At 69.9% G+C, this 24,950-nt stretch carries 24 protein-coding genes; 15 read left to right on the forward strand and 9 right to left on the reverse strand.

The window, feature by feature from the left end; all coding sequences use genetic code 11:
- Position 1: 1 nt before the first annotated feature.
- Complete coding sequence (locus tag JIG36_RS19445) at positions 2-859, reverse strand: glutamate ABC transporter substrate-binding protein (RefSeq protein ID WP_203377739.1); 858 nt, start codon at positions 857-859, stop codon at positions 2-4.
- A 45-nt stretch (positions 860-904) separates the two neighbouring features.
- The gene (locus tag JIG36_RS19450) at positions 905-1,648 is read right to left on the reverse strand and encodes an amino acid ABC transporter ATP-binding protein (RefSeq protein WP_203377740.1); all 744 of its coding nucleotides are present in this window, start codon (positions 1,646-1,648) and stop codon (positions 905-907) included.
- A gap of 141 nt (positions 1,649-1,789) precedes the next feature.
- Between JIG36_RS19450 and JIG36_RS19455 the strand changes: the two genes are divergently transcribed.
- Both JIG36_RS19455 and miaB read left to right on the forward strand, forming a co-directional pair.
- Complete coding sequence (locus tag JIG36_RS19455) at positions 1,790-2,236, forward strand: hypothetical protein (RefSeq protein WP_236047586.1); 447 nt, start codon at positions 1,790-1,792, stop codon at positions 2,234-2,236.
- Positions 2,237-2,255: 19 nt separating this feature from the next.
- Positions 2,256-3,740, forward strand: coding sequence for a tRNA (N6-isopentenyl adenosine(37)-C2)-methylthiotransferase MiaB (gene miaB / locus JIG36_RS19460; RefSeq protein ID WP_203377742.1), 1,485 nt, complete (start codon positions 2,256-2,258; stop codon positions 3,738-3,740).
- Here miaB and JIG36_RS19465 read toward each other — a convergent pair.
- Positions 3,664-4,587, reverse strand: a complete 924-nt coding sequence (locus JIG36_RS19465; RefSeq protein WP_203377743.1) for a LysR family transcriptional regulator — start codon at positions 4,585-4,587, stop codon at positions 3,664-3,666. The two genes, miaB and JIG36_RS19465, sit on opposite strands and share 77 nt — an antisense overlap.
- A gap of 85 nt (positions 4,588-4,672) precedes the next feature.
- Here JIG36_RS19465 and JIG36_RS19470 point away from each other — a divergent pair, with 85 nt between their 5' ends.
- Positions 4,673-5,593, forward strand: coding sequence for a threonine ammonia-lyase (locus JIG36_RS19470; protein ID WP_203377744.1), 921 nt, complete (start codon positions 4,673-4,675; stop codon positions 5,591-5,593).
- A 277-nt stretch (positions 5,594-5,870) separates the two neighbouring features.
- Here JIG36_RS19470 and JIG36_RS19475 read toward each other — a convergent pair whose 3' ends face one another.
- Positions 5,871-7,079 (reverse strand): DUF349 domain-containing protein, encoded by a 1,209-nt coding sequence (locus JIG36_RS19475; RefSeq protein ID WP_203377745.1) that lies wholly within the window; start codon positions 7,077-7,079, stop codon positions 5,871-5,873.
- Positions 7,080-7,239: 160 nt separating this feature from the next.
- Here JIG36_RS19475 and miaA point away from each other — a divergent pair, with 160 nt between their 5' ends.
- From miaA to JIG36_RS19490, 3 genes are read left to right on the forward strand one after another with little or no spacing between them, the layout of a single operon-like run.
- On the forward strand, positions 7,240-8,169 hold the full coding sequence (gene miaA / locus JIG36_RS19480; RefSeq protein ID WP_236047589.1) for a tRNA (adenosine(37)-N6)-dimethylallyltransferase MiaA: 930 nt from the start codon (positions 7,240-7,242) through the stop codon (positions 8,167-8,169).
- Between the two features lie 8 nt (positions 8,170-8,177).
- The gene (gene dapF / locus JIG36_RS19485) at positions 8,178-9,008 is read left to right on the forward strand and encodes a diaminopimelate epimerase (RefSeq protein ID WP_203377746.1); all 831 of its coding nucleotides are present in this window, start codon (positions 8,178-8,180) and stop codon (positions 9,006-9,008) included.
- Positions 9,008-9,721: a glycerophosphodiester phosphodiesterase gene (locus JIG36_RS19490; protein ID WP_203377747.1), complete on the forward strand. Its 714-nt coding sequence runs from the start codon at positions 9,008-9,010 to the stop codon at positions 9,719-9,721. Before dapF ends, JIG36_RS19490 begins: the two co-directional genes overlap by 1 nt.
- Here the strand turns inward: JIG36_RS19490 and JIG36_RS19495 are convergent.
- On the reverse strand, positions 9,718-11,181 hold the full coding sequence (locus JIG36_RS19495) for an NAD-dependent malic enzyme (RefSeq protein ID WP_203377748.1): 1,464 nt from the start codon (positions 11,179-11,181) through the stop codon (positions 9,718-9,720). The two genes, JIG36_RS19490 and JIG36_RS19495, sit on opposite strands and share 4 nt — an antisense overlap.
- 174 nt (positions 11,182-11,355) lie before the next feature.
- On the opposite strand from JIG36_RS19495, the gene hflX reads away from it, so the two are divergent.
- Positions 11,356-12,774, forward strand: coding sequence for a GTPase HflX (gene hflX, locus JIG36_RS19500; RefSeq protein WP_203377749.1), 1,419 nt, complete (start codon positions 11,356-11,358; stop codon positions 12,772-12,774).
- A 92-nt stretch (positions 12,775-12,866) separates the two neighbouring features.
- On the forward strand, positions 12,867-14,726 hold the full coding sequence (locus JIG36_RS19505) for a hypothetical protein (protein ID WP_203377750.1): 1,860 nt from the start codon (positions 12,867-12,869) through the stop codon (positions 14,724-14,726).
- Between the two features lie 37 nt (positions 14,727-14,763).
- On the opposite strand, the gene lexA is transcribed toward JIG36_RS19505, so the two are convergent.
- The gene (gene lexA / locus JIG36_RS19510) at positions 14,764-15,549 is read right to left on the reverse strand and encodes a transcriptional repressor LexA (RefSeq protein WP_203377751.1); all 786 of its coding nucleotides are present in this window, start codon (positions 15,547-15,549) and stop codon (positions 14,764-14,766) included.
- Positions 15,550-15,817: 268 nt separating this feature from the next.
- Here lexA and JIG36_RS19515 point away from each other — a divergent pair, with 268 nt between their 5' ends.
- The 5 genes from JIG36_RS19515 to JIG36_RS19535 all read left to right on the forward strand — a co-directional run bounded on the left by JIG36_RS19515 (position 15,818) and on the right by JIG36_RS19535 (position 20,722).
- On the forward strand, positions 15,818-16,141 hold the full coding sequence (locus tag JIG36_RS19515) for a LysM peptidoglycan-binding domain-containing protein (protein WP_236047593.1): 324 nt from the start codon (positions 15,818-15,820) through the stop codon (positions 16,139-16,141).
- A gap of 296 nt (positions 16,142-16,437) precedes the next feature.
- Positions 16,438-16,950 carry a transcriptional regulator NrdR gene (gene nrdR / locus JIG36_RS19520; RefSeq protein ID WP_203377752.1) on the forward strand — a complete coding sequence of 171 codons (513 nt, stop codon included), beginning with the start codon at positions 16,438-16,440 and terminating at the stop codon, positions 16,948-16,950.
- Positions 16,951-16,994: 44 nt separating this feature from the next.
- A complete protein-coding gene (locus tag JIG36_RS19525; RefSeq protein ID WP_203377753.1) occupies positions 16,995-19,901 on the forward strand; it encodes a vitamin B12-dependent ribonucleotide reductase in 2,907 nt (968 codons plus the stop codon).
- Between the two features lie 72 nt (positions 19,902-19,973).
- Entirely contained in the window at positions 19,974-20,243 is a 270-nt protein-coding gene (locus JIG36_RS19530) for a hypothetical protein (protein ID WP_203377754.1), read from the forward strand.
- Between the two features lie 47 nt (positions 20,244-20,290).
- Positions 20,291-20,722: an SRPBCC family protein gene (locus JIG36_RS19535; protein ID WP_203377755.1), complete on the forward strand. Its 432-nt coding sequence runs from the start codon at positions 20,291-20,293 to the stop codon at positions 20,720-20,722.
- Here the strand turns inward: JIG36_RS19535 and JIG36_RS19540 are convergent.
- Positions 20,697-21,596, reverse strand: a complete 900-nt coding sequence (locus JIG36_RS19540; RefSeq protein ID WP_203377756.1) for an alpha/beta fold hydrolase — start codon at positions 21,594-21,596, stop codon at positions 20,697-20,699. The two genes, JIG36_RS19535 and JIG36_RS19540, sit on opposite strands and share 26 nt — an antisense overlap.
- Positions 21,586-22,074 carry a hypothetical protein gene (locus tag JIG36_RS19545; RefSeq protein ID WP_203377757.1) on the reverse strand — a complete coding sequence of 163 codons (489 nt, stop codon included), beginning with the start codon at positions 22,072-22,074 and terminating at the stop codon, positions 21,586-21,588. Before JIG36_RS19545 ends, JIG36_RS19540 begins: the two co-directional genes overlap by 11 nt.
- 117 nt (positions 22,075-22,191) lie before the next feature.
- Here JIG36_RS19545 and JIG36_RS19550 point away from each other — a divergent pair, with 117 nt between their 5' ends.
- Positions 22,192-22,749 (forward strand): hypothetical protein, encoded by a 558-nt coding sequence (locus JIG36_RS19550; RefSeq protein ID WP_307872797.1) that lies wholly within the window; start codon positions 22,192-22,194, stop codon positions 22,747-22,749.
- A 115-nt stretch (positions 22,750-22,864) separates the two neighbouring features.
- Here JIG36_RS19550 and JIG36_RS19555 read toward each other — a convergent pair whose 3' ends face one another.
- Positions 22,865-23,545 (reverse strand): iron-dependent transcriptional repressor DtxR, encoded by a 681-nt coding sequence (locus tag JIG36_RS19555; RefSeq protein ID WP_203377876.1) that lies wholly within the window; start codon positions 23,543-23,545, stop codon positions 22,865-22,867.
- A gap of 151 nt (positions 23,546-23,696) precedes the next feature.
- Between JIG36_RS19555 and JIG36_RS19560 the strand changes: the two genes are divergently transcribed.
- Positions 23,697-24,881 carry an acetoin utilization protein AcuC gene (locus JIG36_RS19560; RefSeq protein ID WP_236047596.1) on the forward strand — a complete coding sequence of 395 codons (1,185 nt, stop codon included), beginning with the start codon at positions 23,697-23,699 and terminating at the stop codon, positions 24,879-24,881.
- Positions 24,882-24,950: the final 69 nt, after the last annotated feature.

The raw sequence follows: 24,950 nt of genomic DNA on the forward strand, positions 1-24,950 counted from the left end.
ATCAGCTGCAGTTGGAGAGCGCCGCCGTGTCGAGCTCCGGCGCGGCCGTGCCGCTCTTGCCGAGCGTGTCGTCCCAGGCCTTCTTGTACGACCCGTCGGTGGCCGCGGCCTTCAGGATGTCGTTGATCTTGTTGCAGCCCGCGGTGTCGTCCTTCTTCAGGCCGATGCCGTACGGCTCCTCGCTGAACGGCTTGCCGACCACCTTGAACTTGCCCGCGTACTGGTCCTGCGCGGCGTACCCGGCGAGGATGATGTCGTCGGTGGTGACCGCGTCGACCTGACCGCCGGCCAGTGCCGTCACGCACTTCGAGTACGAGTCGAACTGCTGGAGCTTGGCGTCCTTGTAGTCGGTCTGGATCCGCTTGGCCGGGGTCGACCCGCTCACCGAGCAGACCCGCCTGCCGGCCAGCGCCTCGGGACCGGTGATCGTCGAGGCGGTCGGGACGAGCAGGTCCTGGCCGGCCTTGTAGTACGGCCCGGCGAAGTTGACGACCTTCTTGCGCTCGTCGTTGATCGTGTATGTGGCCACGACCACGTCGACCTGACCCTGCTGGATGTACGGCTCGCGGTTGGAGGAGACCGTGGTCTTCCACTCGATGCCGGACTCGGGGACGCCGAGACCCTTGGCAATGATCTTGCCGATCTCGATGTCGAAGCCGGCGTAGGTGCTGCCGGTCTGCAGGCCGAGGCCGGGCTGGTCGGCCTTGACGCCGATCACGAGCTTGCCGCTGGAGGCCTTGCCCTCGATGCCGCTCGCGCCGCTGCCGCTGCCGGTGCCCTCGTCGTCCCCGCCGCACGCGGCCACGGCCAGCGCCATGGTGAGCGCTCCGAGCGTGGCTGCCAATCGGGTGATGCGCATGATTGTCGCTCCTCGAATTCGTATCTGTCTTATGGACTGAGAGCTTTAGTGCGTGAGGATTTTGGAGAGGAAGTCCTTGGCGCGATCGCTCTTCGGATTGGCGAAGAACTCGGCCGGGGGAGCGGACTCGACAAGCTGGCCGTCGGCCATGAAGACCACACGGTTGGCCGCGTGGCGGGCGAAGCCCATCTCGTGGGTGACGACCACCATCGTCATGCCCTCCTTGGCGAGCGAGGTCATGACCTCGAGCACCTCGCCGACCATTTCGGGGTCGAGGGCGCTGGTGGGCTCGTCGAACAGCATCGCCTTGGGCTGCATGGCCAGGGCGCGGGCGATCGCCACCCGCTGCTGCTGGCCGCCGGAGAGCTGGGCGGGGTATTTCTCCGCCTGGTTGCCGATGCCGACCCGGTCGAGCAGGGACATCGCCCGGTCGCGGACGACCGCCGGCTTCTCCTTGCGCACCTTCACCGGGCCGAGCATGACGTTCTGCAGGATCGTCTTGTGCGCGAACAGGTTGAAGGACTGGAACACCATGCCGACTTCGCTGCGTAGCCGCGCGAGCGGGCGACCCTCGGCGGGCAGCGGCTGCCCGTCGAAGGTGATGGTGCCGTCGTTGATCGGCTCGAGCCGGTTGATCGAGCGACAAAGTGTGGACTTGCCGGAACCCGACGGTCCGATCACGACAACTACTTCGCCCTTGGCAACGGAGAGACTCACGTTGTCGAGAACATGCAGCGGACCGAACCACTTGTTCACTTTGTCGAGGACGATGAGAGCCTCGTCGGACACTGCTGGACCACCGTCCCTGTTCTGGCGGATCACCCGGATGGGCACACTCTATGTGGGCCCTTGTATCGGTTCACACCGAGAATGGTCACGGAGCGGTAACACAGGAAGTGCGAGGCGCGAGCATTGTCCACCATGTTCGGTATGGCTGACATGGATCCGACAGGCGGCCTTTGGAACTGGGCGGCCTCCTCGTCCCTCTCGGGAGAGCGGGTCCAAGGCGCTCTCGCGGGCGCGCTGGAACGCACCGTGATCTCCCTGGATGCGGAGGGTATGGACGGGGCGGTGCTGTGCGACGTCTATCACGTCAGCGGCGACTTCCCGACGCTGATCGATGTCTACCTGGCCCCGGAGACGATCGCGGAAACCACCGCCGCGAGCGCCGTCGCCGTCCGGCTCGAGGTGGAGATCATCCTTCCGGACGACTCGCTGAACCCGACACGCTACGTGTTGGCCGACCCGGCCGGCGGCCTGCGTCACGTGCACGTCGACGAGGTCGAGACCGACGACGGCCCCGAGAGGCGGCACGTGCGCCCGTGCACCGGCGACGATCCGGCATGCGCCGCGGCTCCCGAGGACAAAGCGGCCTGACGTACCCTGGTCAATTGCCATGACTAGTGAAATCGCCGGCGCCTCGCGCACGTACGACGTGCGCACCTACGGCTGCCAGATGAACGTGCACGACAGCGAGCGCATCTCCGGCCTGATGGAAGATGCGGGCTACGTGCGCGCCGCCGATCCCGAGTCGGCCGACGTCGTGGTCTTCAACACCTGCGCCGTGCGGGAGAACGCCGACAACCGCCTCTACGGCAACCTCGGCCACCTGCGCCCCACCAAGGTGAAGAACCCCGACATGCAGATCGCGGTCGGGGGCTGCCTGGCCCAGAAGGACCGCGGCGACATCGTCAAGAAGGCCCCCTGGGTCGACGTCGTCTTCGGCACCCACAACATCGGCTCGCTGCCGGCCCTGCTCGAACGCGCCCGGCACAACCAGGAGGCCGAGGTCGAGATCCTCGAGTCGCTCGAGGTGTTCCCGTCGACGCTGCCGACCAAGCGCGAATCGACGTACGCGGGCTGGGTCTCGATCTCTGTGGGGTGCAACAACACCTGCACGTTCTGCATCGTCCCGTCGCTGCGCGGCAAGGAGAAGGACCGCCGCCCGGGCGAGATCCTGGCCGAGGTCGAAGCGCTCACCAAAGAGGGCGTCCTCGAGGTCACGCTGCTCGGGCAGAACGTCAACTCGTACGGCGTCGAGTTCGGCGACCGCCTCGCCTTCGGCAAGTTGCTGCGCGCCACCGGCGAGATCGAGGGCCTGGAGCGGGTCCGGTTCACCAGCCCCCACCCGAAAGACTTCACCGACGACGTGATCGCCGCGATGGCCGAGACGCCCAACGTCTGCCACTCGCTGCACATGCCGCTGCAGTCCGGCTCCGACCGTGTGCTCAAGGCCATGCGCCGCAGCTACCGCCAGGAGAAATACCTCGGCATCATCGACAAGGTGCGGGCCGCCATGCCCGACGCCGCGATCACGACCGACATCATCGTCGGCTTCCCGGGCGAGACCGACGAAGATTTCGAGCAGACCCTCGAAGTCGTACGCCGGGCCCGGTTCTCCAGCGCGTTCACCTTCCAATACTCCAAGCGTCCCGGCACCCCGGCCGCGATCATGGACGAGCAGCTGCCCAAGGCCGTGGTGCAGGAGCGTTACGAGCGGCTGATCGCGCTGCTCGAAGAGACCACCTGGGCCGAGAACAAGAAGCTGGTCGGCGAGAAGGTCGAGGTGCTCGTCGCGGTCGGCGAGGGGCGCAAGGACGAACGTACGGGCCGGATGAGCGGCCGGGCCCGCGACGGCCGCCTCGTGCACTTCGCGACCGGCGACCTCACCCCGCGCCCCGGCGACATCGTCGAGACCGTGGTGACATACGCGGCTCCGCACCACCTGAACGCCGACGGGGTGCCGCTGACCCACCGCCGTACGCGGGCCGGTGACGCCTTTGAATCGGGCCGCACCCCCAAGCTCAAGGGTGTGTCGCTGGGCCTGCCGACGATCGGGGTTCCGGCTCCGCTGCCGGCGGCCGAGGGCTGCTCGCTCTGATCCGTTCCAGCAGGGCCCGGGTCGCCGGCGGGTCGGGCGGCTCACCGGCGACCGCGACGAGCACGCGCCGCATGCGTCCGGGCAGAGGCACCACCCGTACGCTCTCGTTCCGGTGTGCCGTGAGAGCCAGCGCGGGCAGGGTCGTCACGCCGAGGTCGCGCGCCACGAGCTGCTGAGCGGCCACGTAGTCGTCGGTGGTGAACCGGATGTCCGGGGTGAAACCCTCGGCGGCGCAGGCCCGCAGCAGCTCCTCGCGGCACCGCTCGCACCCGCCGATCCACCGCCGGTCCCGATGGTCGGCGAGCCGGTCACCGGGCCAGCCGGCCGGCGCGACCAGGTAGGTCTCGTCCTCGAACAGCGTCTCGGTGCGCAGCCCCGCCACGTCCGGCCCGTCGTCGTGCGTGAAGATCACCGCCACGTCCACCTCGCCGCGGCGCAGCAGGTCGATCGCCTCGGGCGGTTCGGCCTCGCGGAACCGCAGGTCGACCCCCGGATGATCGGCGTCGAAGGCCGCGGCCGCCGCCGGGACGAAGGTGCCGAGCGCGGAGGGGAAAGCCGCCAGCCGTACGCGTCCCGCCCGCAGCCCGGTGTGCGCGGCCAGCTCGTCCTCGGCCGCGTCGAGACGCCCCAGGATCTCCTCGGCCCGGTCCGCGAGCAGCCGCCCCGCCTCGGTCAGCCGGATGCCGCGCCCGGCCCGCTGGACCAGCCGGGCTCCGGTCTCGGCCTCGAGCCGCGCCAGATGGTGGCTGACCGACGGCTGGGCGTAGTGCAGCGCGTCGGCGGCCGCGGTCACCGACCCGTGTTTTGCGACCGCGACCAGGACCCGCAGACGAGTAACGTCGAGCATCCGGCCAATCTATCGACCCTGTCTATAGGTTCGTTCGAGATCCGGCATTGGACTGATGCATGGGTGCACCCCGACGATCAAAGGCATGGAGTTCTCGTACGCCGCCGTCCGCGCCGCCGTCCGCCCGCTGCCGCCCACGCCGATGTGGTCCTATCCCGTGCTCGACGCCGCCGTCGGCGCCACCGTGCACGTCAAGCACGAGAACACCCAGCCCATCGGCGCCTTCAAGGTGCGCGGTGCGCTCAACCTGCTGGCCACCTCGCGCGGCGGCACCGTCACCTACTCGACCGGCAACCACGCCCAGGCCATGGCGTACGCGAGTCACCGCTTCGGCCAGCCGTGCACGGTCGTCATGCCCGCCGCCGCGAACCCGTCCAAGGTCGCCGCCGTCCAGGCCTGGGGCGCCACGGTGGTGCTGACCGGCGACACGCTGGCCGACGCCGAGGCGCACGCTGTCACCTTGGCCGCCGAGACCGGTCAGCGGCTGGTCAGCCCCGGCGACACGCCCGAGCTGCTGGCCGGAGTCGGCACCCTCTACGAGGAGATCCTCACCGAGCGGCCCACGCTGTCCGCGATCATCGTGCCGGTCGGCAGCGGAACCGGCGCCGCAGCCGCGGCCGTCGTGGCGGCCGAGATGGCCCCGGGCTGCGAGGTCATCGCGGTGCAATCGGCCGCGTCACCCGCCGCCCACGATTCCTGGCGAGCCGGTGACCTGTGCACGCGCCCCAACCAGACCCGCGTCGAGGGCCTGGCCACGGGCCGCGGTTACGAGCTGCCCCAGGCGCTGATGCGCAAGCACCTGACCGACTTCGTGCTGGTCTCCGACGAGCGCATCGCCGAGGCCCAGCGCCTGCTCGCGGCCAAGGCGCACACGCTGGCCGAGGGAGCGGGGGCGGCCGCGTTGGCGGCGCTGCTGGAGTTCCCGGACCGGTTCGCGGGCCGGGAGGTGGCGGTCGTCTGCTCCGGGGGCAACGCCTCACCCCGTGAGCTGGCCGATCTTGCCTAGGTACGACTCCTAATCAGTCCCCGCCCTCCACCGGGGGCCGGAGCCCGGCGCAAGCCTATCGGTGGGGTCTGACAAAACCGCGCGTTATCCACAGCGGCCGTCGAGCGCAAAGCCAGCTGTCCACAGGGCCGCACGAGACAGGGCCGCACGAGACAGGGCCGCACGAGAAAGGGCCGCACGAGAAAGGGCCGCACGAGAAAAGGGGCGCACGAGACAGGGCCGCACGAGAAAGGGGCGCCTCGGAAAACCGAAGCGCCCCCAAAATCCCGTACGGAAATTAAGAAGCCTGCTCAGCCAGAGCGAGGAACTGCTTCTTCGAGTTGAGCGCCTGCTCAGCCTCACGCACCCGCTTGGCATCCCCGGCGGCCTTGGCCCGCTCGAGACGCTGCTCGGCCTCGGCCACCTGCTCACGCATCTGCTGGAGCAGCGGGTTGTCCTGCGGCGTGGTCTTGCGCCAGGCCGAGTCCATCGCCACGCGGATGCGCTCTTCGGCGGCCCGCCAGCGACGGTCGAGCGAGGCGGCCGACTCGCGCGGCACCCGGCCCGCGTCGTGCCACGCGGCCTGGGCGTCACGCAGCTTGTTCTGCGCGCCGCGCGGGTCGGCGTCGACGTCGAGCGCCTCGACCTCGGCCAGGATCTGGTGCTTGCGGTCGAGGTTGCCCTTGTATTCCGCGTCGCGGGCCGAGAAGACCTCGCTGCGGCGGGTGAAGAACGCGTCCTGAGCGGCGCGGAACCTTTCCCAGAGGCGCTGCTCGGCCTCCTTGGCGGCGCGCGGCGCGGCCTTCCACTCGGCCATGAGTTCCTTGAGCCGGTTCGCCGTGGCCGACCACTCGGTCGACTCGGACAGGCTCTCGGCCTCGGCGACCAGCTCTTCCTTGGCCGTCTGGGCCTGCTTGCGCTGGCCGTCGAGGGTGGCGAAGTGGGCGCCGCGGCGGCGGGTGAAGCCGTCACGGGCCGTGGCGAACCGCTTCCACAGCTCGCCGTCGGTCTTCTTGTCGACGCCGCGGATGGTCTTCCACTCGTCGAGGATCTCCTTGAGCCGGTCGCCCGCCGACTTCCAGCCGGTGGACTCGGCGGCGATCTTCTCCGCCTCCTCGACCAGCGCGGTCTTGCGCACGACGGCCTCGGCCCGGGCCGTCTCACGGGCCGCACGCGCCTCGCCGGCCTTCTCGTCGGCCAGCGTGGCCAGGCGGTCGAGCCGCGTGGCGAGGCCGTCGATGTCGCCGACCACGTGCGCCTCGTCGAGCTGCTGGCGCAGCCGCTTGACGCTGGTCAGGGAGTGCGCCGCGTCGGCCGCGCCGGACTTGAGCCGGGCCTCGACGAGCTCGACCTCGGTCACCAGGTCGGCGAAGCGTCGCGCGAAGTGGGCCAACCCCTCCTCGGGGGTGCCCGCCTGCCAGGAGCCGACCACGCGGTCGCCCTCGGCGGTCTTCACGTACACGGTGCCGTCGGCATCCACCCGCCCGAAGGCCGTCCAGTCGTTCATGACCCATCCTCGTCTTCCCGGCATCCCCGATCTCACCTGATCGGTGACCACCGCCACGGCGCAGTCGAACGCCCAGCTTCTCCAAGGCATTCTTTCTCGCGCATTGTCACAGGTCCAACCCGGTTACGGGGAAGCGCCCGCCGATGATCGTGTCCAAACCTTGGCCTACCGTTGCTCCGTGCCGTTCGCAGGAGCTCCCCGCGTGATCACCGTCGTCGGGCCGACGGCGGCGGGCAAGTCCGCACTCAGCATCGCTCTCGCGCACGAAACGGGCGGCGAAGTGGTCAACGCCGACTCGATGCAGCTGTACCGCGGGATGGACATCGGCACCGCGAAACTCACCTCGGACGAGCGGGAAGGCGTACCTCATCACCTGCTCGACATCTGGGACGTGACGTTCCCGGCGGCCGTCGCCGAATACCAGGCGCTGGCCCGGGCGGCGATCGACGACGTCCTCGCGCGCGGAAAGACGCCCCTTCTGGTCGGCGGCTCCGGTCTCTATGTGCGGGCGGTTCTCGAGGAGTTCGAGTTCCCGGGCACCGATCCCGCCGTCCGGGCGCGGCTCGAACAGGAGCTGGTCTCGTCGGGCCCGGCCGAGCTGCACGAGCGGCTGCGGGTCAGCGACCCGGTGGCGGCCGAGAAGATTCTTCCCTCGAACGGGCGGAGGATCGTGCGCGCGCTGGAGGTGATCGAGCTGACCGGGCAGCCGTTCACCGCGGCCCTGCCGTCGCCGACGCCTTATTACCCGTCGGTGCAGATCGGGGTCGACCGGGCCACCGACGACCTCGACGAGCGGATCGCGCTCCGGGTCGACCTGATGTGGCAGGCGGGACTTCTGGAAGAGGTGCGCGCCCTGCTTCCCTTGGGGCTGCGCGACGGCCGTACGGCTTCCCGGGCGCTCGGCTACCAGCAGGCGCTGGCGGAGATCGACGGTGACATGACCCAGGACGAGGCCAAGGCCGACACCGTACGGGGAACTCGCCGTTTTGTGCGGCGGCAGCGCTCGTGGTTCCGGCGTGACCCGTCGATCACCTGGTTGGACGGCGCCTCGCCGACGCTGTTGGCGGATGCCCTCGCGCTTACGCGATGATGGTCGGCGTGCATTTCACCAAGGGTCACGGCACCGGCAACGACTTTGTGATCATCGAGGACGTCGACGGCGCCCTCGACCTCACCGCTGAGCAGGTGGCGCAGCTGTGTCACCGGCGGTTCGGCATCGGCGCCGACGGCGTCCTGCGTGTCGTGCGCAGCGCGAAGGAACCGGCCGGCGCGGGTCTGGCGTCCGAGGCCGAGTGGTTCATGGACTACCGCAACAGCGACGGCTCGATCGCCGAGATGTGCGGCAACGGGGTGCGTGTCTTCACCCGCTACCTGGTGTCCCACGGTCTCGCCGCCGCCGACCCGAGCGGCATTCCGGTCGCGACGCGAGCCGGCGTCGTGGTCGCGGTTGTCGAGGGCGACCAGATCCGGGTGCACATGAGAAGCCCTTCCCTGTACGCGGCCAGCACCGCGACCGCCGGCCCGCTGACCTTCCCGGGCGTGGCCGTCGACTGCGGCAACCCCCACCTGGTGTGCGGCCTGCACGACGGCCTGTCGCTGTCGTCGCTCGATCTGCACGTGGCGCCGGGCTTCGACCGCGCGCTGTTCGCCTCCGGGGTGAACGTCGAGTTCGTGGTCCCGGCCGAGCCGCTGCCCGAGACCGACCTGCACGTCGAGATGCGCGTGTACGAGCGTGGTTCCGGCGAGACGCTGTCGTGCGGCTCGGGCGCGCTGGCCGTCGGCGCGGTCGCCCTGCGCGACGCCGGCCTGGCCACCGGCACGGTCGCGGTCGACCTGCCCGGCGGTCGCCTGACGGTCACCCACGACGAGCAGGACCGCTGGTGGCTGGCCGGTCCGGCCGTGCTGGTGGCCACGGGCGAAACCGTCTGATGCACAACGTCGCGCACCGCGGCTATTCCTGGGTCGCGCCCGAGAACACGCTGCCCGCTTTCGAGGCGGCCGTGCGAGCGGGCGCCACCCATGTGGAGTTCGATGTGCGCACCACGGCCGACGACGTGCCGGTGGTCATCCACGACCGCACCCTCGACCGCACGACCGCGGGCTCCGGGCACGTCTGGGATCTCCCGTACGCCGAAGTGGCCGCCCTCGACGCCGGCGCGTGGTTCTCATCCGCGTACGCCGGGGTCCGCGTCCCCACGCTCACATCGGTCCTCGAGCTGGTGACCGGCCCCGAGCTGTTGCTGGAGATCAAGCCGCCCGCGACCCGGCCCCAGATCAAGACGATCCTGGAGCTGGTCACCGCGGCCGGGGTCCGCGACCGCACGATCGTGCAGAGCTTCGACCCCGAGATCGTGCGGCTGGTCCGCGAGGCCGACCCGTCGATCCGCCGGGGCCTGCTGCGCCTGCGCTTCGAGGCCGACACCCTGGCCCTGGCCGACGAGCTCGAGGTGGTCTGCCTCAACCCGTCGACGGCCGATGTGCTGGGCGACCCGGAGACGGTGGCCTCGCTGACCGCCCGGGGCGTCGCCGTGATGCCCTGGACGGCCAACGACATCGCCGAGTGGGAGCCGCTGACCCGGGCCGGAGCGGTCGGCCTGATCACCGACAGGGTCGCCGAACTGACCGGCTGGCTCGCCCGCTAGAAGGTCTCTTCGGGGGCGGTGTCGAGGTCGGCCTCGGGCAGGGCGGCCGTGTTGTGGGCGGTCGCGACCGGGCCGCGTACGGCCGCCCGGATCGCCGCCGCCACCGCGGGCGTCACCTTCGGGTCGAAGACGCTCGGGATGATGACCGTGGGGTTGAGCTTGTCCTCGCCCACCACGTCGGCGATCGCGCGAGCCGCGGCCAGCGCCATCTCCTCGGTGAACTCCTCGGCGCTCACGTCGAGCATGCCGCGGAAGACGCCCGGGAAGGCCAGCACGTTGTTGATCTGGTTGGGCTGGTCGGACCGGCCGGTGGCGACCACCGCGGCGTGCCGGCGGGCCTCGCGCGGGTCGACCTCGGGGTCGGGGTTGGCCAGCGCGAACACGATCGACTTGTCGGCCATCTTGGCCACGTCGTCGCCGGTCAGCAGGTTGGGCGCGCTCACGCCGATGAACACGTCGGCACCGACGATCGCGCCCGGCAGGTCACCCGAGTAATTGGCCTTGTTGGTGTGCTCGGCCAGCCACTGCCACGTCTCCGTCATGTCCGGCATGCCGCGGTGCAGGGCGCCCTTCCGGTCGTACGCGATGATGTCGCCCACGCCCTGGCGCAGCAGCAGCTTCATGATCGCCGTGCCGGCCGCGCCCGCACCCGACACCACGACCCGCACGTCCTCGAGCCGCTTGCCCACGACCCGCAGCGCGTTGGTCAGCGCGGCCAGCACGCAGATCGCGGTGCCGTGCTGGTCGTCGTGGAAGACCGGGATGTCCAGCTGCTCGCGCAGGCGGGCCTCGATCTCGAAGCAGCGCGGCGCGGCGATGTCCTCGAGGTTGATGCCGCCGTAGGCCGGAGCGATCGCCTTCACGATGCTCACGATCTCGTCGGTGTCCTGCGTGTCGAGCACGACCGGCCACGCGTCGACGCCGCCGAACCGCTTGAACAGCGCGGCCTTGCCCTCCATGACCGGCATGGCCGCGGCCGGGCCGATGTTGCCCAGGCCGAGCACGGCCGAGCCGTCGCTGACCACGGCGACGGTGTTGCGCTTGATGGTCAGGCGGCGGGCGTCGGCCGGGTTCTCCGCGATCGCCATGCAGACCCGGGCCACACCCGGCGTGTACGCCCGGGAGAGCTCGTCACGGGTGCGCAGCGCGACCTTCGACTGGACCTCGATCTTGCCGCCCAGGTGCAGCAGGAAGGTGCGGTCGGAGACCTTGCGGACGTCGACGCCGTCCTGCTCCTCCAGCTGCTTGACCACCTGGTCGGCGTGGTTGGAGTCGGCGGTGTCACAGGTGAGGTCGACGAGCACGCGCGTGGGGTCCGAGTCGACCACGTCGAGGGCCGTCACGATGGCGCCGGCCTCGCCGACACAGGTGGTGAGCCGGCCGATGGACGAGGCGTCCGCGGTCACAGCTATCCGGATCGTGATCGAGAATCCTGCGCTCGGCAGGCGGGTCGTCACCACGGTGTTCCCTCCGACATTGGTGGGTGCGTCACCGTAATCTTGCCCCCGTGGAATATGGGATTCCATCCGGGTGGTTGTAGTAGTGCCCAACACTCGTTCGACAACGCCCGGCCACGTTATGTGGATGCGCCCATCACGGTGACGTGCCACGATCGGGGCCGAGGAGGTCACCTTTTGCGAAACACTTACCAGGCACCCGTACTTGAGGTTGACGAGCCGGATGTGACGTCCGGGGAACTCGAGCTCGAGGAGCGGCACTCGCTGCGGCGGGTCGCCGGCCTCTCCACCGAGCTCACCGACATCACCGAGGTCGAGTACCGGCAGCTGCGGCTCGAGCGGGTCGTCCTGGTCGGCGTCTGGACCGAGGGAACGGTCGAAGACGCCGACAACTCGCTGACCGAGCTCGCCGCGCTGGCCGAGACGGCCGGCTCCCAGGTGCTCGAGGGTCTGATCCAGCGGCGTTCCCGGCCCGACACGGCCACCTTCATCGGCCGGGGCAAGGTCGACGAGCTGCGCGACGCGGTCATCGCCACCGGGGCCGACACGGTCATCTGCGACGGCGAGCTCTCGCCTTCGCAGCTGCGGAATCTCGAGCAACAGATCAAGGTCAAAGTCGTCGACCGTACGGCCCTGATCCTCGACATCTTCGCCCAGCACGCGAAGAGCAAAGAGGGTAAGGCCCAGGTCGAGCTGGCCCAGCTGCAATACCTCCTGCCGCGTCTGCGTGGTTGGGGTGAGTCGCTGTCCCGTCAGGGTGGTGGCGCCGGTGGTGGTTCGGGCGGTGGTGGCGTCGGGACGCGTGGTCCCGGTGAGACCAAGCTCGAGACCGACCGCCGCCGCATCAACCAGCGCATCGCCAAGCTCCGCCGCGAGATCAAGGCCATGCGGACCGTACGCCAGACCAAGCGCTCGCGGCGGCAGAGCAGCGGCGTTCCGGCCGTGGCCATCGCCGGCTACACCAACGCCGGCAAGTCCAGCCTGCTCAACCGCCTGACCCAGGCCGGTGTGCTGGTCGAGGACGCGCTGTTCGCCACGCTCGACCCGACCACCCGGCGCACCGCCGCCGAAGACGGCCGCGTCTACACGCTGTCCGACACGGTGGGCTTCGTCCGTCACCTGCCGCACCAGATCGTCGAGGCGTTCCGTTCGACGCTCGAGGAGGTCTCGTTCGCCGATCTCGTCGTGCACGTCGTCGACGGCGCCCACCCCGACCCCGAGGGTCAGGTCAGCGCCGTGCGTGAGGTGCTGGCCGAGGTCAGTGCCGACGCCATCCCCGAGCTTCTGGTGATCAACAAGATGGACGCCGCGGACGAGGAGACGGTGCTGCGGCTCAAGCGCGCGTGGCCCGACGCCGTCTTCGTGTCGGCCCGCTCCGGCGCGGGCATCGCCGAGCTGCACCAGGCGATCGCCGAGAAGCTGCCGAAACCGGCGGTCGACATGAGGGTTCTGCTCCCTTATGACCGTGGTGATCTGGTCGCCCGTATTCATCGGACCGGTCAGGTACTCCAGACCCGCCATTTGGAGGAAGGATCCGAGTTGCGGATCCGGGTCGACGAGCGGCTCGCGAGCGAACTGGAGTCGTTCCGCAACTGAGCGTTTCTCACGACACGTCCGGCGTGGCACCCGCCACCTGGGTTGATTAACGCGTAACACCGGCACGCGACGCCGCATGCGACACTGATCGGATGCGGCGTCTCGTGTTCCCGGTGATCGTGGCCTCCGGGCTGGTGATGATCGGCTCGTCCGCGGCGTTTGCCGAGGATCCAGCCCCGACGGTCAGTGCGCCCTCGGTGGCCGGCAAGAAGATGTGCGAGATCAAGGACGAGCGGATCACCGAGGCGTCCGGCCTGGTGGCGACCCGCACGGGCTACGTCGTGATCAACGACAGCACGGACACGAGCGCCAACAAACGCATCTTCTTCCTGAACACCAAGTGTGAGGTCACCGACGCCGTCAAATACAGCGGCAAGGGCCAGCTCGATCCGGAAGACCTGATCCTCTCGCCCGACGGCAAGACGCTGTGGGTCGCCGACATCGGCGACAACAACTTCGACAACGACAAGAGCCGGCCCACCATCGGTCTCTGGTCGCTGCCGGCGACCGGCAAGGGCGAGCCCGTTCTACACCGGCTCTCCTACCCCGAGGGTGACAAGCACGACGCCGAGGCGCTGCTGCTCAACGGCGACGGCACCCCGCTGATCGTCACCAAGGAGATCGGCCGGCCGGCGGGCGTCTACCAGCCGACCGCCCCGCTGAAGGACAACAACGAGGAAGGCGTGCCGATGCGGCGCGTCGCCGAGATCCAGCCGTCCGCCACGCAGACGGCCGGCGGGCCGTACGCGCGGATCGGCAACAAGACGATCAGCGGTGGCGCGGTGGCGCCCGGCGGGGGCAAGGTCGCCCTGCGGACCTACACCGACGCGCTCGAGTGGGACGTGCCGAACGGCGACGTGCTCGCCGCGATCAAGGGCAAGCCCCGCACGACCGGCCTGCCGAACGAGACGCTGGGCGAGGCCATCGCCTACAGCCCCGACGGCAAGTACTTCTACACGACCTCGGACATGAACGGCGAGAAGGAACCGCCGAACTACATCCTCCGCTACACGCCGGCCACGAAGATCGCGACGGTGGCCAAGGAGGCGGGCGAGGACTCCGGCGGCGCGTGGTACGCGAACCTCGAGCTCAGCGACATCACCTACGCGGTCGGCGGCGTCGGCCTGCTCGGCCTGATCCTCGTCGGCGTCGGCGCGCTGGGCATCATGCGGCACCGCAAGCGGGTCGCGGCCTCGCCGGTCGTGTCCGACGACGACGACAAAGACTTCAAGAACCCGCTCGAGGGTGAGCCCGAGACCGAGCTGATCGGGGTCGGCGGGGCGCCGCAGCGCAACGGGGTCTACGGCGGGGCCCGCTCGGGGCCGGTCAACGGATCGTCCGGCGCCAAGTCGGGTGTCTACGGCGGTGCCGGTGGCAGCGGCGCGGGCGCCAACGGGCAGCGACCCGGCAACGGCGTCTACGGCGGTTCGGGCCCGGCCAAGGGTGGGCAGCAGCCCGCGCGGGCCGGTGTCTACGGCGGTGCCAAGCCACCCCAGGGCCAGCAGCCGCCGCGCGGTCCGCAGGGTCAGCCTCCCCGTGGGCCGCAGGGTCAGCCGCCTCGCGGTCCCCAGGGTCAGCCTCCGCGTGGCCCGCAAGGTCAGCCTCCCCGTGGGCCGCAGGGTCAGCCGCCTCGCGGTCCCCAGGGGCAGCCTCCCCGTGGCCCGCAAGGTCAGCCTCCCCGTGGCCCGCAAGGTCAGCCTCCGCGTGGTCCCCAGGGGCAGCCGCCTCGGGGTCCGCAGGGTCAGCCTCCGCGTGGTCCCCAGGGGCAGCCGCCCCGGGGTCCGCAGGGTCAGCAACCGCGCGGTCCGCAGGGCCAGCCGCCCCGGGGTCCGCAGGGCCAGCCGCCCCGGGGTCCGCAAGGTCAGCCCCCTCGTGGCGGCGGGGTCTACGGCGGCGGTCAGAACGAGTTCCGGGCCCGCCCCGAGGGCCGCTTCGACGGCCCTCGGCGTTGACCTCTTCTCCTGGCCCGGCTTACTGGACCCAGCTTGTCTAGACCCGGCGCAGCACGGCCACGACGCGGCCCATGATGGTCGCGTCGTCGCCGGGGATCGGGTCGAACGCGGGGTTGGCCGGCATCAGCCAGACGTGCCCGTCGCGCTGGCGGTAGCTCTTCACGGTCGCCTCGCCGTCGATCATCGCGGCCACGATGTCGCCGGCGTTCGCCGTCGGCTGCTGACGCACGACCACCCAGTCGCCGTTGCAGATGGCCGCGTCGATCATCGAGTCGCCCTTGACCTCGAGCATGAAGACCTCGCCCTCGCCGACCAGCTCGCGTGGCAGCGGGAAGAACTCCTCGACGGCCTGCTCGGCCAGGATCGGGCCACCGGCGGCGATGCGACCGACGAGCGGCACGTACGCCGGCTGGGGGCGCGCCGACCGCAGACCCTCCTCGTCGACCATCTCGCTGGGGGAGCGCACGTCGACGGCGCGGGGCCGGTTGGGGTCGCGCCGCAGGAAGCCCTTGGTCTCGAGCGCCTTCAGCTGATAGGCCACGCTGGACGGCGAGACCAGGCCGACCGCCTCGCCGATCTCGCGCACGCTCGGCGGATAGCCGTAGCGCTCCACCCAGTCACGGATGAACTCGAGGATGCGCTTCTGGCGGGCGGTGAGGTCGGCGGTGACGGGCTCGGGGAACTGGCTGACCACGGGAGTGACCGAGCGCAGCTGGGGCGCGTCGGCGGAGCGTCCGCGGCTCGGTGTGCGGCGGCGCAGAGCGGCTCCGCTGTCTGGCTTGGTCTGATGTTGCCGGCTGCTCGTCCGGTCGTCGGTCGACACGTCCGCCCTCCCTGTCGGCCAGTGCCTGGCGGCACGTGGTGCGTTCGCGGTGCCGGGCCGCGCGCCGTGGGGATGGCGTTCGCCCGGACTGACCCCTCTTGAGGGAAGACCGTAATAGCGCGGTACGACATATTCAAACATCTGTACGACATTCCTCCGGCGTGTCGCCCGGAAGTGCTCGACTTCCGTACGCCTGTTCTGATAGACCGTCGTACGGGCGTTCGATCGAACGCTCGTACGAAGATCGAGTTTCGGCGGAGGAAACGGCATGGTGGCGAACGGGGTTAGGCACGTCGAGCCTCCGCTGCGACTGACCCGGCGCGGCCGGGCCGTCATCCTCGGTCTTCTCGTGGTGCTGGCGTCGCTCGCCAGTGCCGTGTTGTTCACCACCGCGTCGCGGGCCGACGAGCCGCCCGCCGGCCCGCCGCCTACGATCGTCGTCCGGTCGGGTGACACGCTGTGGGACATCGCGTCCCGCGAGATGCCGCGGCGCGACGCCTGGCAAGCGATGGATGAACTCCGCCGGCTCAACGGCCTGTCGAGCTACCGCGTGGCCGAAGGTGATGTTTTGATCTTGCCGCGGGGTGCCTGAACGCGGCGGTCCGAGGTGGTTGAGTGCAGCGGTCCGTGACCGCCGGTCAACCGCTCGTGTTGAGTCGGAAAATACGGCGCGCCGACGCGCCGCTGAGCTTGCGCCGGTGTCCGCTGCGGCATAGCGTCTACCCCAACATCTAGTAGTTACAAGGGTGTAAGTCATCCACTGGTTGGGGTTCACCTCCCCGGTTTATCGACAGGCTGTGAACGGCGCGAGCTGGTGAGTCATCAGCGAAACGCCGGGCTTTTGCATGCCTGCGTCAAGCCGTCGGAGGGCTCCGGAGGGAGTTCGCGGTGCGCTGCCCGTACTGTCGTCACGCCGATTCACGCGTGGTTGACTCGCGAGAGGCCGACGACGGTCAGTTGATCCGTCGCCGTCGATCGTGCCCCGAGTGCGGCAAGCGGTTCACCACGGTCGAGGAGGCGGTCCTCGCCGTTGTGAAGCGCAGCGGGGTCACCGAGCCGTTCAGCCGGGCCAAGATCATGAGCGGGGTCCGCAAGGCCTGCCAGGGCCGGCCCGTCGACGAAGACTCGATCGCCCTGCTCGCGCAGAAGGTCGAGGAGACCGTCCGGGCCAAGGGTGCGGCCGAGGTGCCCAGCCACGAGGTGGGCCTGGCGATCCTGCCGCCTCTGCGCGAGCTCGACCAGGTGGCTTATCTCCGGTTCGCCAGCGTCTACAAATCCTTCGACTCGCTCGACGAGTTCGAGAAGGAGATCAGTGCGCTGCGCGAGGCGGCGACCGCCCGCGAGACCGGGGTACGCCACCCGGTGACTCCGCGGTCCGGCGGTCGCGCCCCGCGGGTTTGACGACGTAACAGACGTAGTAGCGGCATTTTTCGAGGGGGAGCAGTATGGCCGGGGACGGCATCACAGCAGGTCGGCAGCGCAGCCGTGCGAACGGCGCGAGCGCGGCCGGCGGGGGGCTGCGGGTCGAGCGGGTGTGGACGACCGAGGGGGTCCACCCGTACGACGAGATCGAGTGGGAGCGCCGCGACGTCGTCATGACGAACTGGCGTGACGGCTCGATCAACTTCGAGCAGAAGGGCGTCGAGTTCCCGACCGCGTGGAGTGTCAACGCGGCGAACATCGTCACCACCAAGTACTTCCGCGGCGCGGTCGGCACGCCCGACCGTGAATGGTCGCTCAAGCAGCTGATCGACCGGGTCGTGTCGACGTACCGCAAGGCGGGCGAGAAGGGTGGCTACTTCGCCACCAAGGCCGACGCCGAGCTGTTCGACCACGAGCTCACCTGGATGCTGCTGCACCAGGTGTTCAGCTTCAACTCGCCGGTCTGGTTCAACGTCGGCACCAAGTCGCCGCAGCAGGTCAGCGCGTGCTTCATCCTCTCGGTCGACGACTCGATGGACTCGATCCTCGACTGGTACAAGGAAGAGGGCCTGATCTTCAAGGGCGGTTCGGGCTCCGGCGTGAACCTGTCCCGCATCCGCTCGTCCAAGGAGCTGCTGTCGTCCGGGGGGACCGCCAGTGGCCCGGTGAGCTTCATGCGCGGCGCCGACGCGAGCGCCGGAACGATCAAGTCCGGTGGCGCCACCCGCCGGGCCGCCAAGATGGTCATCCTCGACGTCGATCACCCCGACATCGAGGAGTTCGTCCGCACCAAGGCGCGTGAGGAAGACAAGATCCGCGCCCTGCGCGACGCCGGCTTCGACATGGACCTCGGCGGCGACGACATCGTCTCCGTGCAGTACCAGAACGCCAACAACTCGGTCCGCGTCTCCGACGAGTTCATGCGGGCCTACGAGGAGGGCGCCGAGTTCGGCCTGCGCGGCCGGCTCGACGGCGAGGTCATCGAGAAGGTCGACGCCAAGAAGCTCTTCCGCGACATCGCCCAGGCCGCCTGGGAGTGCGCCGACCCCGGCCTGCAGTACGACGACATCATCAACGACTGGCACACCAACCCCGAGACCGGCCGGATCACCGCGTCCAACCCGTGCTCGGAATACATGTCGCTGGACGACTCGTCCTGCAACCTGGCCTCGCTCAACCTGATGAAGTTCCTCAAGGCCGACGGCGGCTTCGAGACCGAGAAGTTCGTCAAGAGCGTCGAGTTCATCATCACCGCGATGGAGATCTCGATCTCGTTCGCCGACTTCCCGACCGAGAAGATCGGCGTCACCACCCGCGCCTACCGTCAGCTCGGCATCGGCTACGCCAACATCGGCGCCCTGCTGATGGCGTCCGGCCTGCCCTACGACTCGGAGCAGGGCCGCAGCGTCGCCGCCGCCATCACCTCGGTGATGACCGGCACGGCGTACCGTCGCTCGGCCGAGCTGGCCGGCGTCGTCGGGCCGTACGAGGGTTACGCCCGCAACGCCGACGCCCACAAGCGGGTCATGCGCAAGCACGCCGCCGCCAGCGACGACATCCGCCCGACCCACCCGATCGCGGCCGAGCTGGCCCGCGAGGCCGGCAAGCAGTGGCAGGACGGCCTCAAGATCGGTGAGAAGAACGGCTGGCGTAACGCCCAGGCGTCGGTGCTCGCCCCGACCGGCACCATCGGCCTGATGATGGACTGCGACACCACCGGCATCGAGCCCGACCTGGCCCTGGTCAAGTTCAAGAAGCTCGTCGGCGGCGGCTCGATGCAGATCGTCAACCAGACGGTCCCGCGCGCCCTGCGCCAGCTCGGTTACCCCGAGGAGCAGGTCGAGGCGATCGTCGAGCACATCTCCGACAACGGCAACGTCGTCGACGCGCCGGGCCTCAAGCCCGAGCACTACGCCGTCTTCGACTGCGCCATGGGCGAGCGCGTGATCTCGCCGCTCGGCCACGTGCGCATGATGGCCGCCGTGCAGCCGTTCATCTCGGGCGCCATCTCCAAGACGGTCAACATGCCGGAGTCGGCGACCGTCGAAGAGATCGAGGAGATCCACTACCAGGGCTGGAAGCTCGGCCTGAAGGCGCTCGCGATCTACCGCGACAACTGCAAGGTGGGCCAGCCCCTCTCGGCCGCCGGCAAGAAGACCACCGCCGCCACCACCGAGACCGCGGTCGAGGCGCCCGCGGCCGAGGTGGAGAAGGTCGTCGAGAAGGTCATCGAGTACCGCCCGGTCCGCAAGCGGCTGCCGAAGAAGCGCCCGTCCGAGACGGTGTCCTTCTCGGTCGGCGGCGCCGAGGGCTACCTCACCGCGTCGTCCTACCCCGACGACGGCCTCGGCGAGGTCTTCCTCAAGATGTCGAAGCAGGGCTCGACGCTGGCCGGGGTGATGGACGCCTTCTCGGTGGCCATCTCGATAGGCCTGCAGTACGGCGTCCCGCTCGAGACGTACGTCAGCAAGTTCACCAACATGCGCTTCGAGCCGGCCGGCATGACCGACGACCCGGACGTGCGCATGGCGGCGTCGGTGATGGACTACATCTTCCGTCGTCTGGCGCTCGACTTCCTGCCGTACGACACCCGGGCCGACCTGGGCATCTTCACGGCGAAGGAGCGGGCCGCGCAGGTGCAGGCCGAGGCCGCCGCCGAAGCCGCCGCGGTCGACCTGGCCGGCATGGCCGCGTCCGCCCCGGTGTCCGCGCCCGTCGGCGCCGCGTCCGCCCCGGCCGACGCCGAGGCCCCGGTCGCCGAGCCGGAGAAGGCCGCGCCGTCCGCGGTCGGTTCCTCGACCGAGCTGCTCGAGATCGTGACCGGCCACTCGGCCGACGCGCCGCTCTGCTTCACCTGCGGCACCAAGATGCGCCGCGCCGGAAGCTGCTACGTCTGCGAGGGCTGCGGCTCCACCTCCGGCTGCAGCTGACAGCCATAGGCAAGTGACGAAGGGCGGTTCCGGGCTTCCGGAGCCGCCCTTCGCCTGTACTACGGTGTGGCGATGCGTCTCGTCCACGGTCTGGGCCAGGCCCTCGCCGTCTGGGTGGCGGTCCTGCTCGTCGTGCTGCTCGTGCCCCGGCTCGCCGTGCTGTGGGTCAGCCTCGGCATCGGACTCGTGTCGGTGATCCTGCTCGGCCAGTGGCACCGCCGGCGGTCCCGCCCCGACGCCGCCGTCGGAGCCTTCGCTGGGGCCGTGCTGTGGCCGGTCCTGATCGGCGCCGCCCTCATCGCGATCAACATCGTCTCCAGCTCGATGTCCGCCTACGAATAGGGCCCGACGGGGTGGCGGGGGAATCCAAGGAGTGACAGCCTCGGCGGATGGCCTACGACCGATCCGCCGTGATCAAGTCACGGGTGAGCGCCCCGCCCGAGCGCGTGTGGTTCGCGCTGACCGACGCGGGGGCGCTCACCGCGTGGTACTGGCCGGCCTCGATGAACCCGCGGGCGTTCTCCGAACCGGTGGTGGGCGGGCGCTTCGGCGTCGACGCGGGTGAGATGGGGTTCGCGGGCGAATACCGTGAGCTCGACCCGCCGCGGCGTCTTGTGCAGTCGTGGCGGTGGGCCGGCGACGACCGCGACAGCCGCGTCACCATCGAGCTCACCCCGTCCGGCGACGGCACCGAACTGTTGATCGTCCACGACGAGCTCGACGAGGAGACCGCCGAGATGTACCGCGCCGGATGGGAGAGCTGCCTGACCCGCCTCCCGGCCTATCTGGCGGCGTCTACGCCGCGTGCAGAAAGTCGGTGATCAGCCCGGCCAGCACGGCGGGCTGCTCGATCACCATGGCGTGTGACGCGTCGGCCAGCTGGATGTAGCGCGGGTGTCCGGCCTCGCGCACCTGGTCGAGCAGGTAGCGGCGGTGCGCCTCGTAGAGGTCGGCGAACGGTTCCTGCTCGGGGAGGTTCCGGGTGGCGAGCACGACCAGTTCGGGGCACGTGGTTCCGGCGTACACCGGGCCAAGGTCAAGACCGTTCATCAGCGTACGCAATTGGGTCGTGGCCGCCGCCGACGGGCGCAGTGACGTCTCACCGTTCTCGTGCGCCAGGTTGCGCCGGAACCCCTCGATCCACACCTTCTCGTTGGCGCCCATGTCACGGGCCGCGGCCCGCTGACGCTCGACCAGGTCGGCCAGCTGGTCGGCCTCGATCACCTGGCCCGCCATCGACTCCATCTGGTCGAACACCGCGTGCAGCCGCGTCAGCTCGGCCTCCGCCTTGTCGAGGTCGAGTCCCGGCAGCTGCGCGGGTGAGGTGGGCGGCGGGTTCCCGTCCAGGCTCACCACGCCGGGCGCCTCCGGGTGCCGCTGACCCCAGAGCGCCGCCAGCATGCCGCCCAGCGAATGCCCCACCACAGCCGGTCGTTCGATCTCCATCTGTACGCAGACCGCCGCCAGATCGCCCAGCGCGGTGTCCCAGCTCCACGGCCCTTCGCCGGAACGCCCGTGGCCACGCAGGTCCACTGTGATCACCCGGTGGTAGGGCCGCAGCGCCCGGGCCAGCGTGGTCATCATGGCCAGGTTGCCGCCCGCGCCGTGCAGCAACAGCAGCGGCGGCTGGTCACCGCCGAAGTCGCGCACGGCCAGCGGCACGTCGCCCGCGTCGATCAGCCGGTCATTGATCATCAGAATCTCCCGGTGGGTCTTGAGAATCGGAAAGAGCGCGCAGGCGATCCCGTACGGCCTCAGAGGGCACCCCGCCGTCCGGATGTCTCGGGAGCCGGCCGCGTTTGACCAGGTCGTGCACGCCTTGACGGGTGATGCCGAGCATCGCGCCGGCCGTCGCGTAAGGGATCGACGCGAACCACGGGTGACCCAGCCGCCGTGCCATCGTCTGCCCGAGCGGTGTCGCCCACCAGTCGGCCGGCGGGTCGAAGGGGCCGTCACCCGGATAGAGCGTCGCGATCAGCCGTGCCATCGCCATCGTGGCCGTGGTGTCGTCGTCGCCGCGGATCGCCGAGGCCCAGCCGCGCGCCCGCAGACGCACCAGCTGCCGCAGCGCGTCGACCGCGTCGTCGCCCTCGAGCAGCACCTCGAGCGGATCGAGCAGGCGCACGTCGAGCAGCCGCACGATCTGGTCGAGAAGCGGGTCGTCCCGGGTCACGCTGCCATCCTCCGGCTACTTGACGGCGAGTGTCAAGTGAACGCGCGCGGACGCGGTCTTCCGCTGATCCATCGGGACCAGTACGGTATGCCCCGAAATCACTCGGGAGGATCACTCGTGCGATCGCGTTCCGTCGTCCTCGGCGTCGTTCTGCTGCTCGCGCTGACGGGCTGTGACGAGAGTGACGACGAGGCGGACGCCGCCCCGCCGCCGCCCGTGAACGTCGTCCAGCAGCCTGCCGCCTCCGCCGGTGGCGCCTGCATCCTCTGGGACTACGCGTTCATCCAGGAGAAGATCGGCGTCGCGTTCGACGTGGCCGCGTCCGACCAGGTCGACAACACCTCGACGTGCGTCGTGCAGACCTCGGCCGGCGACTATCCCGACCTCATGTTCTCGGTCGTGGAGAGCTCGCAGGCGAGTTCCGCGCAGTTCCTGAGCGATCTCAAACCGTCGAAGGCGACCACGGTCAAGGGGATCGGCAAGGCGGCCTACCGGCTCTACACCCCGCCCGCCGCCGGTCGCGGGCCGATCATCGAGATCGGCTGGCTCAGCGGGGCGAAGCAGTTGCAGACGCTGCGCTTCACCTTCGCCCAGGACGCGACCGCCGCCGCCGTGACCGCGATGAACCCGAAGCTCATCGCCCTCGCCAAGGCGATGGTCACGACGAACGGCTGAGCGCGCTTCCCTCACGGGGTCGCGCCCCCTTGTCGCCGCGGCGCATCCCGTGCGCGGAGCGGCGGCACCCTTTGCTATCGCGCCGCGCCTCTTGTCAGGAGCGGCGGCGCCTTTGTCAGCGCGCCGCGACGAACACCCGGGACGCCACCTCGCGCGGCAGCCGGATCTTGTCGCCCGAGCGGTCGATGGTCACCCCGTCACGCTCCTGGGCCACTGTCACCGTCGTGCCCGGGTCGATGCCGGCCGCGTGCAACTGGCGCAACACGTCGGCGTTGGTCTGCACGCTCTCGCAGATGCGCTGCACCACGACGCTGCCGGAGAGGCCCGGGAACGCCAGGTTGCGCTCACCGGAGATCTCGGCCGGGTCGGGCGCGCCGAACGCGTCGAGGCCGGGGATCGGATTCCCGTACGGCGAACGGGTCGGCTTGTTGAGCAGCTCGTAGACCTTCTTCTCGACCGAGTCGCTCATCACGTGTTCCCACCGGCAGGCCTCTTCGTGGGCCTCCTCGTAGGGCATGCCGATCACATTGACCAGCAGCAACTCGGCCAGGCGGTGCTTGCGCATGACGGCCACCGCGGTCGCGCGGCCGTCGTCGGTCAGCACGAGGTGCCGATCGTTCTCGATCGTCAGCAGGCCGTCACGCTCCATGCGCGCGACCGTCTGACTGACCGTAGGACCGCTCTGGTGCAGCCGCTCGGCGATGCGTGCCCGCAGCGGCGGCACACCCTCCTCTTCGAGCTCGAGGATGGTGCGCAGATACATCTCGGTGGTGTCGATCAGGTCGTGGTTGTGCAATGACGCCTTCACAGTGCGGCCCTCCCAGCAGCGATAATACCTCGTTGCCGGGGGTTGACAGACGCCCCGAGCAGGTGCTGAGAGCCTACCTGACCACGTAGGCAACCGCCGTGAGGGAAAAGCGTCGGTGGCGCGTGGCAGCATGACCCTCATGGTGGATCCGACGACCACGGTGGTGTGGGATCGAGCTCTGCTCGACTACGACATGGGCGATCACCCGCTCAACCCGGTGCGCGTCGAGCTCACCATGGCCCTCGCCCGCGAGCTCGGTGTTCTCGACCGCCCCGGCGTTCACATGATCACCCCCGAGCCGGCCGGCGAAGTCGACCTGACCAGGGTTCATCGCGCCGACTACCTCGACGCCGTACGCCATGCGCCGCTCGATCCGTTCTTCCGCGGCTGGGGTCTCAACACCGACGACAACCCGGTTTTCGACGGGATGCACGAGGCCTCCGCGCGCATCTGCGGCGCGAGCATCGCGGCGGCCGAGGCCGTGTGGCACGGCACGACCAAGCGGGCCGTGAACGTCGCCGGTGGTCTTCATCACGCTTTGTCCGCCCGGGCCGCCGGCTTCTGCGTCTACAACGATCCCGCCGTCGCCATCGCCCGCCTCCTCGACCAGGGCGCCCAGCGGGTGGCCTATGTGGATGTCGATGTCCACCACGGCGACGGCGTCCAGGCCGCCTTCTACAACGACCCCCGTGTGCTGACCGTCAGCCTGCACGAGTCTCCGCTCACCCTCTTCCCGGGCACGGGCTTCGCCGAAGAGACCGGCGGCCCCGGCGCCGAGGGCATGGCGGTCAACATCCCGCTGCCGCCCGGCACGGGTGACGCGGCGTGGCTGCGCGCGTTCCACGCGATCGTGCCGTCGGTGCTCCGCGCGTTCAGCCCCGAGATCATCTTCAGCCAGTGCGGGGCCGACGCCCACCGCCTCGACCCCCTGGCCGACCTGCGGCTGTCGGTCGACGGTCAGCGCGCGGCCTATCTCGCGATGCGCGACCTCGCCGACGAGCTGTGCGACGGCCGCTGGGTCGCGATGGGCGGCGGGGGCTACGCGCTGGTCGAGGTCGTGCCCCGCGCCTGGACCCACCTGCTGGCCGTCGCCACCGGTGAGCCCATCGAGCCGGCCACCGCCGTCCCGGCGCCGTGGCGCAAGCTGGCCGCCGAGCGTTGCCCGCGAGCCGTCGTGCCCGAGACGATGACCGACGGAACCGAACCACCGATCGAGCGCTGGCAGCCCGGCACCACTCCCGACGCCGTCGACCGCGCGATCCTGGCCACCCGCATGGCCGTGTTCCCCCTGCACGGCCTCGACCCCCACGACCCCCGCGACTGACCTCCGCCCGAAACGCCACACGCAGGCCCTCGTTCCTGAACCCTCAATCCCGGCAGAGCGCCGCCCGGC

This window comes from Paractinoplanes ovalisporus (assembly GCF_016834655.1).
In the GTDB taxonomy this organism is placed as follows: domain Bacteria; phylum Actinomycetota; class Actinomycetes; order Mycobacteriales; family Micromonosporaceae; genus Actinoplanes; species Actinoplanes ovalisporus.

Coding starts and splice junctions, on each gene's coding strand:
- JIG36_RS19445 (WP_203377739.1), bottom strand. CDS start 859: ATGCGCATCACCCGATTGGCAGCCACGCTCGGAGCGCTCACCATGGCG.
- JIG36_RS19455 (WP_236047586.1), top strand. CDS start 1,790: ATGGCTGACATGGATCCGACAGGCGGCCTTTGGAACTGGGCGGCCTCC.
- miaB (WP_203377742.1), top strand. CDS start 2,256: ATGACTAGTGAAATCGCCGGCGCCTCGCGCACGTACGACGTGCGCACC.
- JIG36_RS19465 (WP_203377743.1), bottom strand. CDS start 4,587: ATGCTCGACGTTACTCGTCTGCGGGTCCTGGTCGCGGTCGCAAAACAC.
- JIG36_RS19470 (WP_203377744.1), top strand. CDS start 4,673: ATGGAGTTCTCGTACGCCGCCGTCCGCGCCGCCGTCCGCCCGCTGCCG.
- JIG36_RS19475 (WP_203377745.1), bottom strand. CDS start 7,079: ATGAACGACTGGACGGCCTTCGGGCGGGTGGATGCCGACGGCACCGTG.
- JIG36_RS19490 (WP_203377747.1), top strand. CDS start 9,008: ATGCACAACGTCGCGCACCGCGGCTATTCCTGGGTCGCGCCCGAGAAC.
- JIG36_RS19505 (WP_203377750.1), top strand. CDS start 12,867: ATGCGGCGTCTCGTGTTCCCGGTGATCGTGGCCTCCGGGCTGGTGATG.
- JIG36_RS19515 (WP_236047593.1), top strand. CDS start 15,818: ATGGTGGCGAACGGGGTTAGGCACGTCGAGCCTCCGCTGCGACTGACC.
- JIG36_RS19525 (WP_203377753.1), top strand. CDS start 16,995: ATGGCCGGGGACGGCATCACAGCAGGTCGGCAGCGCAGCCGTGCGAAC.
- JIG36_RS19530 (WP_203377754.1), top strand. CDS start 19,974: ATGCGTCTCGTCCACGGTCTGGGCCAGGCCCTCGCCGTCTGGGTGGCG.
- JIG36_RS19535 (WP_203377755.1), top strand. CDS start 20,291: ATGGCCTACGACCGATCCGCCGTGATCAAGTCACGGGTGAGCGCCCCG.
- JIG36_RS19540 (WP_203377756.1), bottom strand. CDS start 21,596: ATGATCAATGACCGGCTGATCGACGCGGGCGACGTGCCGCTGGCCGTG.
- JIG36_RS19560 (WP_236047596.1), top strand. CDS start 23,697: ATGGTGGATCCGACGACCACGGTGGTGTGGGATCGAGCTCTGCTCGAC.